This is a genomic window from Desulfobacter sp. UBA2225 (genome assembly GCF_002348205.1).
In the GTDB taxonomy this organism is placed as follows: Bacteria; Desulfobacterota; Desulfobacteria; order Desulfobacterales; family Desulfobacteraceae; genus Desulfobacter; species Desulfobacter postgatei.
Genome location: NZ_DDYV01000278.1, coordinates 19,586 through 29,540, shown reverse-complemented (window position 1 = coordinate 29,540; position 9,955 = coordinate 19,586). Strand labels below are relative to the sequence as shown.

At 47.2% G+C, this 9,955-nt stretch carries 4 protein-coding genes; 2 read left to right on the top strand and 2 right to left on the bottom strand.

What is annotated here, in order from left to right:
- The first annotated feature begins 24 nt into the window (after positions 1-24).
- The gene (locus tag B3D59_RS14395) at positions 25-7,275 is read left to right on the top strand and encodes a carboxypeptidase regulatory-like domain-containing protein (RefSeq protein WP_286820879.1); all 7,251 of its coding nucleotides are present in this window, start codon (positions 25-27) and stop codon (positions 7,273-7,275) included.
- A 13-nt stretch (positions 7,276-7,288) separates the two neighbouring features.
- Positions 7,289-7,861 carry a PEP-CTERM sorting domain-containing protein gene (locus B3D59_RS14390; protein ID WP_286820878.1) on the top strand — a complete coding sequence of 191 codons (573 nt, stop codon included), beginning with the start codon at positions 7,289-7,291 and terminating at the stop codon, positions 7,859-7,861.
- A gap of 752 nt (positions 7,862-8,613) precedes the next feature.
- Here the strand turns inward: B3D59_RS14390 and B3D59_RS14385 are convergent.
- Together B3D59_RS14385 and mlaD are read right to left on the bottom strand one after the other, a co-directional pair.
- A complete protein-coding gene (locus B3D59_RS14385) occupies positions 8,614-9,462 on the bottom strand; it encodes an MlaA family lipoprotein (protein ID WP_286820873.1) in 849 nt (282 codons plus the stop codon).
- Between the two features lie 35 nt (positions 9,463-9,497).
- Positions 9,498-9,947 carry an outer membrane lipid asymmetry maintenance protein MlaD gene (gene mlaD, locus B3D59_RS14380; protein WP_286820870.1) on the bottom strand — a complete coding sequence of 150 codons (450 nt, stop codon included), beginning with the start codon at positions 9,945-9,947 and terminating at the stop codon, positions 9,498-9,500.
- Between the last annotated feature and the right edge of the window lie 8 nt (positions 9,948-9,955).

The following is a 9,955-nucleotide window of genomic DNA, read 5'->3' as shown; positions in this document are numbered from 1 at the left end:
CAGGTATCGGCAGGCATCACCTCAGTGATCGCTTCGCCCAATCCGTTCATTCCCACCGGGACCAATACAGCCGAAATCACGGTCGAGGCAGAGCCGGGCCAGGAAGGGCTGAAATTATATTTCTCCGGCAATTCGTACTCGTATTGGCGCGACAGCAGCGGAAACTCTTATCTTCCCTTGACCGAGACCAGCACCCCAGGAATCTACACCGCCGCCTGGGACGCGGTCACTTACGACTACAATCCCCCTATGATCATGAGGGACGGGACCTACACCATCTCCGTTTATGATTCAGCAAATAACTCCGCTACAACAACGGGACAGCTCACCATCTCCGGTCTATCCTCAGCCTCTCGTACACCAACATCTTTTACACCAGGCGGCAGTAACTATGTAACCATTACAGCCTCCGCCGCGACTGGAATGGACCTTGAGTGCCGTATCTTTAACGGTGTAACAGAGGCCCTGACCCGCGTATTGCCCATGACAGAAGCGTCCGGTACTTACACTGCTGAATGGGACGGCAGGGACACCTATGGGAATTTTGCCGGAGCCAATACTTACAGGCTAAGATTTTTCCATGTAGGATCGGACGTAAAATATTACCGAGAAACCTATGTCGTGGTAAATGTGGCGGTTTTTTCGATCAGCGCTTCACCTGATCCCTTCGTGCCAACCGGCACCAATGAAGCCATTATCACTGTCCGGGCAGATGCGCTACAGACCGGTTTGACCACCACCATCACACATCCTGAAAGCGGCACCACAACTGCTTTACCCCTACTAGAGTCCGGCAGCGAAGGGACCTATACGGCCAGCTGGGACGGCCGGATAAACGGAATTGTTCCCGATGAGGGGATCTGTACCATAAAAGTGTACGACAGCTCCGGCAATCTCTTCCCGGCTACTGGTACGTTAACCTTGAGCGCCGCAAAATCCTTGACAATCACACCGAATCCATTCCAGGTGCCCGGCAGCGGCGACGCCACCATTACCGCCGAAATGGCCACCGGATTGAACCTTGAAGCCCGCATCGGAATGATTGCCACCATCCCGTTAACCGAAACAGCCGGAACCTATACCGGCACATGGGACGGAGAGAACGCTTCGGGAAGTTACGCTTCCACCGGCACCTATACTGTTACCCTGTGGAATACGGATACCAATACGCGCTACAACCTTGAAACAACCCTCGAATTTGCCGTCGTTGACGTGATACCGCCGGATACAAACATCACTTCCGGACCGGCCCAAGCATCCTTCATCTCATCAGACAGCGTTTCCTTCTCGTGGTCCGGCAGCGACGACATCCCAGGAAACCTAGCCTATTCATATCAGATGGACGGAGAAGCATGGTCCGCCTTTGATACCGCAATCAACCATACATTTTCAGACCTTGCCGATGGTCTTCATACCTTTTTAGTAAAATCCCGCGATGTGGCCGGCAACGAAGATCCCACCCCGGCTACCCGGTCTTTCACAGTGGATCATACAGCGCCCGAACCGGCATCCGGATTTACCGGTAATGTAACGGAAACGGGCATAACGCTTGAGTGGTCGCATTCACCCGCATCCGATATACACGCATACAAGTTGTATTGGGACAACGGCACCGGAACGATCAATTACGATGCGGCCTATGCCACGATTTACCATCCCGAGAACACCTTCACCCTCAATCTGCAAACCGAGGGAGTCTATCGGTTTGGCCTGCGCGCTGTGGATAAAGCAGGCAATGAAGAAAAAAATACAGATGTCGTTCATGTGATTGATATCAGTGGGTTTGATCTTTCTGTGGCAACGTCTTTACCGACCTATGATCGTGGTCAGGATGTCCCCGTGTCCGGATCTGCAAGCGACTTCAGCGGTCAACCCATAGCGGATCTGCCGGTCACCATCTATATCCTCCACAACGGATATCAGCGCAGTTTTACTGCCTACACGAACAATTCAGGTGAATTCAGCTACACCTTCCAACCCCGTTCTAACGAGGCAGGCAGTTACACGGTTAAAGCATCCTCCATGCACAACAGCCTTGAACGCACAGCTACGACCGAATTTGACATTTTGGGCATGTATCTGCAGCCAAGCAGTGTTACCGTCAACATGTCCATGAACGCTTCCAAAACGATCAATCTCAGCCTTGAGAACATCGGAGATACGTCGCTGACCGGTGTGGATTACACCCTGGTTGACAATGATCCAACAGATGGCGTAACCGGGTTTGTCGATACGGCCAGCCTGCCATCCAATTTGAATGCCGGTGCATCTATTGGTATCCCGATTGTGATATCCGCCGAACCGGGAACGCCGCCATCCGCGCCCCAAAGTTTTACTTTTCAGGTAAAGTCAACGGAAGGCTCGACAGATTCCACGGTTATCAGCGTCAACCTGCATGAAGCCGTCAGCATTCCGGTAGTCACACCCGATCCGCTGAAAATTGGGGTCAACCGCAATGAAACGGCCACAAAGGTGGTTACCGTCGCCAATCAGGGCTATGCACCCATGACGGGCACTGTACTCCAAATCAATGACCCGGATACCTTTAACTGGATTACGGTGGTCAACGGTGACTTGGGTGACATCGGCGCGGCATCGTCAAAAGAGTGCCAGATATTTGTCGATCCACCCGATGATATTCAGATGGGTAACTACGTCGTACAGCTGAATCTGAACTATGATACGGAGTCGATACCCGTCTACCTCACCGTGGAAATCACAGCCGATGTTGTGGGCCAGGTGGCGTTCAAGGTTCATGACGATACCGGTTCGATTGTACCCGGAGCCGAGGTGAACCTGATCAGCAAGGAGTTCCACGTCAACGTCACGCCCCAGGGCGAACAGGAATACAACGACGTCATTACGGCAACCACGGATGGGGACGGCTACGTTCTTTTCGAAGATGTGCCCACCGGCGACTATCGCTATTTAATCAGTGCAGAGGGACACGACGCCAAAGAAGGCGAGTTGACCGTCGAACCCGGAACCACGCCCCAAACCATAGGTGTCATCCTGGTAACCAACCTGGTGAATGTTGAGTTTACGGTAACCCCCACCACCATTCAGGACCAGTATGACCTCACGCTCAACATTACCTATGTTACCGACCTGACCAAACCGACCCTTTACCCGATCCCATCACGGATCGACCTCTCTTTCTTCCCCGAGGATGTCTATGAAGGGACGATCTCCATTAAAAATACCAGCAATAACGCACCTGTCAGGAATCTGAGGCTTGATGCAACCGGAATCGATACCACCTACAACGAGGTGGAAATCGTTTTTGAAAACGGGGCAAAAACCATCTCTTTCGAGGATACCCCGCTTGGCCCCGGTGAAACGCGGCAAGTCGCCTTCAAGGCTAGGATCCCGGATGCCGCCAGTGCCACCCTGAAAGACAGGTCAATGGGCAGCATCATCGCCACAGGGAATTACACGTTTTCAATTGATGGCGAAGCCCATGAAGGGGAGACGCAAACCCCCATTCCCGTTCTTTTTCGAACACCAAGGGAGCTGTCCCTCCCCACGGTATCCTTTATTGATGATCAGACGGACGGTGTTGCCTACGATCTTGAGTACCAGGGATCAAGCTACCGGCTGGAGGTTGAGAGCAACCGCAACATGGATTTTATGTTCGAGAAGATTTCCGGCCTGGACAAAGATTTGAAAGCCTTACTGCGCGAAAACTCAGGCAGCACCACTGCGGACATCATCGCCAACAACACAGCCCTCTGGTCAACGGACTTCAACCGAACCACACCGCTGACCTTTAAAGGCGACGTGGCGACCTTTGATATCGACGGCCTGGAAGCCGTACTGGAAGCAAAAATGGCTGAAAATTACGCTTCCTTTATTGCTTTGAAAAAAGCCATCGGGTTTATCGGTAAATGGTCCGACCGCGTGGAAAGTGACGGTTATCTGGTACCGATTCACGTCTCCACAATTACCGATACTGGCATTGTGGATTCTTACACCAGCCCCAGCGGTGTTTTTTATATTCCGTCACCGCCCAATGTACCCATGAACGAGCACGGCACGGTAAAGATCGAGATCGACCAGAGCGCCACGCTTGAAAGAGAAGCGTTCAATGCCAGCTTAAACCTGAAGCCCAGCGTGTCCGGACTTCAGAGTGTTTCCATTGAACTCAAAATCGAAGACCCGGACGGCAACGATGCCAGCGACAAATTCTTTGTGATCGTCACCGAACAAACCGGTATCGGTTCCCTGGACGGCGGCACCATTTCAGGACCGGCGTCCATCAACTGGCAGATTATTCCCAGCAGTGATGCCGGAGGAACCCAGGCAAACGGACTGGATTACAACATCTCGACGGCCATTGATTACGCCTACAACGGGAATGCTCATTCATATGTAACCGATGAGGAAACCATTACTGTCAAGCCCATGCCCAAACTGGCAATCGACTATGAACTGCCTTATGTGGTGATGGCCGGCAAACCGGTCAAAATCAGGGTCAAAGTATCGAACCAGGGCTATGGGCCGGCCAACAATTTGGTTATTTCCTCGGCACAACCGAGAATCGTGGAGAACCTGAACAATATCCCCATCAGTTTTACGATTAACGGATCGTCCGCAACCCCGAATGAAAATGGGTATCAGGAAGGAGTGCTGACCATTGACTTCGGCAACCTTCCCGCTGGTGGTGCCGCAGAAGGCTACTGGCTGTTGACGACGACAAAAGACGGTTATTTTGTCGAATTTGATGCCACGCTGAAACACCAGAACTACATGGGGGTTGAGCTTGATCCGCTGATCACGGGGGTGGATACAACATTGATCCCTGCGCTTGGTGGAATTGTGACCCAGCCTGAATGTGAGGAAATTCAGGGGACCCAGGTATCCCTATACCAAAACGGAACTTTAATTGACGTTGATAAGATCAGCGATACGGGTCGCTATTTTTTCCAAAATTTGACACCGGGGCAACACCACATTGAACCTACTGGAATTCAGGAAATAGAATCCGTTACTTTAGATAAAACCTTTACCGGCAGTGATGTGGACGTTTTGGCGGACCAGCCTACGCCGCATTTTGGTATCACCCTTCAAGGCGTCGATTCGGATGAGGACGGATTACCGGATTGCTGGGAGCTTGAGCATTTTGGGAATCTTGATCAAGGTCCTGATGACGACCCTGATGGAGATGGATTGACAAACCTTGAGGAACGCCAATATGGAACTGATCCGAACAATTGGGATACGGATGGAGATGGTGTTAGTGATGGTTATGAGGTAAACGCTGGCACTGATCCGTTAGACCCACAAAGCAATAATATCCAAACTATTAACATTGCAGAAGGAGTAATGGTTGATTTGTCAGGAATTGTGGCATCAACAGATTTTGGCGATCTTCAAATTTATCCCCCAAATGTGGAATTTAATTCTAATTTGCCCACTTATGTCATATCTCATGGCTGGAATAAAGATGATGACATTGAAAGACCAAGTTGGATGGAATTGATGGCCGGTGCGATAAAAGAACAAAAAGAGGCAAATGTGTTGTTATGGAATTGGCAAGCCCAAGCTATAACACATCACACTAAAATTTCACCAAACAAAATTTTACAAAGCACCCTTGGAGTTCCCTTTGATAAAGTAGAACAATCGGGAATTAATCTTGCCAATCGCTTAAAAGAAAAGATTAAAGAAAATTATTTAAATGAGATACACTTAATTGGCCATAGTCTTGGATCAGGTGTTATAACCTTTGCTTTAAAAACACTAATTGAAAATTGGGCAGTTTATAACGCTAAACATCTTACGTTTCTTGATTCTCCTTGGCATATTACCTCTCCTGGAGGTTCATTTCTTAATGATTATGAAAATATGATTTTTCTTGATAATTATTGGTCTTCAGTTTTAGGTCGCGAAATGGGTTATAAGGCGGCCGATACAAATATTATGCTCTCTGATGCAAATATGGTTAACGATAATGGAAATTTTGATTTGGGTCATGCTTATTCTTATAAATGGTACCGTAGCTCAATAACCAACTTTCAAAACACAAGTATACTAAATGAAACTATAGAGCCTAAAAAACCTCCTGAAGATGAAGATGTCCATTATGGCTTTAACTCTTGGCAGTACAGAGACATTTTAGCGCCATGGTACGATAGGTTAATCGGAACGCCCAGGTGGAAGCTTTATGGCTCATTTTTATTGAACGATTTAATTTACTTAGATGGCAAGGTGGAGGATGCAACCGGAAAGGTAGTTGACTGGTCAATCGATAAAGTTGAAAGTTTAAATCAATTTGCATTAGAAACTCAGAAGAATATTTTAGTGTTAGGTTTGAACACTCTTGATAAAATAGAAGATGCAGATGCTTTTCTTACAGACAAAGTCGGCCATGCCGTCTTAGAGATCACAGATGGAGTTAATGGAAGGCTAAAACTACAAATAAATTCTGAGGCAATAGCAAGCACATCATTGAATATTCCTGATAATGCAAATGCAATCAGGTTTAGCTACGAATTTTTATCAGCAGACTCGGGATGCATCTTTGAAGCATTTATCGAAGATTTACCAATATTTTTAACAGACAGCGACCAAAATATTGGCAAAGCTACTCAGCATACAGATTGGTTCGATCTTTCATCGATTGCAGGGCAACAAGTGACCTTATCTTTCAGACTAAGTAACCCAGATGACAATGCACACGGTTCGATAGCAATTGATGATATTATCATTGCCAAGATTTCAAGTACTATTGATTTCGATGGAGATGAAATCATAGATGTGGAAGATAACTGTCCTGATACCAATAATCCAAACCAAGTCGATACTGACGAAGACAACATTGGAGACGTTTGCGACAACTGTCCCGACACACCAAACTCAGACCAAACAGACACAGACGGCAACGGAATTGGCGATGCTTGTGAAGTCACAACAGAGATAAATATCTCCGGTGGTGCATACAACTATCCAGAGTACGCCAGATACAGGGCCACCTTTTCTGTGGATGTGACCGGTCCATCATTACTGTCCGGGTCGCTTCAATACTACTATACCCGTACCCGGATGAATTTTGAAAGTACCGCGATCACCGAGGTAACGGTTTCCGAAAACACGGTGACTATTATTGGAGAAGGAAAGATAGGCAGTGCAACGGGATATACCTTCACGGCAACGGCAACCGACGGATCACCCGACCAATTCGGCATTACCATCAACAAACCCGATGGCAGTTTATATTATTCAGCAAACCCGGCGGATATCAGCGGCGGTGATTTGATATTGGAACAGTTATAAAAAGGAACCAGAAATGAGAAACAACAAGATTCAGCTCGGTATCATGGCAATTGTATTCACCTTCTTAATGATTAGCATGGCCTATGCCGTGCCCTTTGCAGAATTCACTTACGTTGAAACGGATTTGGGTACGGGCATGTGGCGATATGACTATACGCTGACAAATGCGTCAGACCCCGTTACAGATGCAGGCTATGACCTATACGACGTCTGGTTCGAATTTGATTTTGAAGCAACTTTTACAGTATTGTCCCTTCCCACAGACTGGGATTTGATTGATGGCACAGGTTTTGGTGAAAGCTTTTCTTTAGTACCTGGACCAGCACCTTTGTTGGGTTCCGACATCGCACCCGGTGAATCGTTAAAGGGTTTCAGTTTTCTCTTTGATTACCAGGCAGGAGCACTTCCTTTTGAAGCTATGTTTGTCGATCCCACGGACTTTTGGAACTCAATAATTACGAATGGAAATAGTAGCCCCTCCGCAGCACCTATACCTGAACCAGCAACACTATTGTTGTTGGGAACAGGATTATTGGTCGGAATTGCAGGCTTCAGAAAAAAGAAGAACGCGGAAAAAGCTGCGTAGGTTGGGTTGAGGAACGAAACCCAACAATTAAATGCAAACCGGAGGAAATAAGGCTGGGATATAACGACCCAACAAACAATTGATTCATTAAAATTTTTTGAATGGAATATGGGCTGAAAATTTATATCAACATGGATCGTTTGATGAATGCTCCTGGTTAACTGTTGGGTTTCGCTGCGCTCAACCCAACTTTTGGGACCACATGGGGCGGCACCGGGGCAGATGGGAAAATGGATAACACAAATTAACGAACCATTATGAAACGGTTAAGATATGGGGTACCGTCGGGCAAAGATTGCAGGAGGAACTTATTTTTTCACGGTAGTAACGTTCGGGCGGCAAAAGGTGTTTTCGGCCCCTGAAAACAAAAAACAAAGATGAGCAGGATTTTATGCGGCATGTGGAATACATTCATTACAATCCGGTTAAACATGGCTTGGTTAATGCCCCGGGATGTTGGAAATATTCAAGTTTTCACCAATATGTGAAACAGGAACAATACCCGGAAAACTGGGGGGCCGGTGTGGTTTTGGATTTTGATGAAGGTGTTGGGTATGAGTGATGGATTTGAAAAGATAATTGTTGGGTTTCGTTCCTCAACCCAACCTACAGGGGGGCTACAGGGGACACATGGTTTAGTGAATAGAGCCTTATAAAATATTTATGAAAATATCATGAAGGACCGTGTCAGACAAAATATATTTAAGGAACTTTTGGGACTGCTCAGCCTGAAAAAAAATTGAAACTGTCTTTTATTCTTTACTGTCCTTTAATTTTTGCGCGCCGGTCAAGTCTTTGACAAGGGCGTTTCGGTTCTGGACATAGGCATTACGCATGGCTGTGTAAGGATCTATTGACGCTTTTTTGAACGCTTCATACTCTCCGATGTGAAATGATGCCCCGTTCACCGTTTCAAGCCCCCGTCCTCCCCAGGACAATTCCCAGGGCTGTACATAGTTGACTGGATTGATAAACGAGTCCCCTGCCCGGCCCACGGCATCCCTCAAAGAACTGGGACCAAGAACGGGCAGCATCAGATAAAATCCGTTGCCAATGCCGTATGATCCAAGGGTCTGGCCAAAATCTTCATCCTGAAGCCGGATGCCCACATATTTCTGGGCAAAATCATTTAATCCGCCAAAACCAAGGGTTGTGTTGATGAAAAAGGCGGAGAATTCCATGCCTGCAGCTTCACCCTTGCCCTGGAGTAAATCATTGACAAAACGGATGGGGAAAAACAGGTTGTTAAAAAAGTTCTTAACCCCTCTACGGGCAAAGGTGGGAACTACCCGGGCATACCCCTTTGCTATTGGCCTTAAGCCATACATGTAAATCTTATCGTTAAAAACGAATACAGCCCGATTAAATCCTTCAAGGGGATCTGCGACCATGGCATGGGTACTCTGCTCTGCCTGATCTTCCTGAAAAATATCTGCTTCAAACCCATCATCCTGTGCCGTATCTATTTGATCGGCTGCACCGGCTTCCTGATCAGCGCCTGAAAATACCATTTGTCCGGTTTGATCTGCTATGTTACCGGCAACAACAGGGCCTGAGATCAGTGTCAGAATCAGAATACTAAGGACCAAATAAGATTTCATAGATATTTCCCCTGCGGTTTTTACCTGTTCATGACTCAATTATCATCTTTAAAGATAAATTTTCTGATCAGCGACTCAATATCCAGGGTTGATTCGGTATTATTAAACTCCTCTTTATCTTCAAGCATGATATCAGATCCACCCGGAGAAATGGAAATATATTTTTCACCAATGATGCCTGCGGTTTTAATAGAGGCAATGCTGTCTTCGCTGAGTTGAAGTTCCTGATTGATTCTGAAGGCAACCTTTGCCTCCAGACGCTCTTTGTCCAGCCTGATCTCAGAGACATTGCCGATCTCAACACCGGCCATCTCAATGCGGGCACCGTCTTTCAAACCGCTTACAGAGGTAAAATATCCATACAGCGTATACCCCTTCGAGCCGAACATCGGGACACCACCCAAAACAACCGTAAGATAACCCGCACACAAAAGGCCGATAAGAACAAAGACGCCTACATACAATTCCTTATTTATTAATTTCATGAACCTGT

Coding starts and splice junctions, on each gene's coding strand:
- B3D59_RS14385 (WP_286820873.1), bottom strand. CDS start 9,462: ATGAAATCTTATTTGGTCCTTAGTATTCTGATTCTGACACTGATCTCA.
- B3D59_RS14390 (WP_286820878.1), top strand. CDS start 7,289: ATGAGAAACAACAAGATTCAGCTCGGTATCATGGCAATTGTATTCACC.
- mlaD (WP_286820870.1), bottom strand. CDS start 9,947: ATGAAATTAATAAATAAGGAATTGTATGTAGGCGTCTTTGTTCTTATC.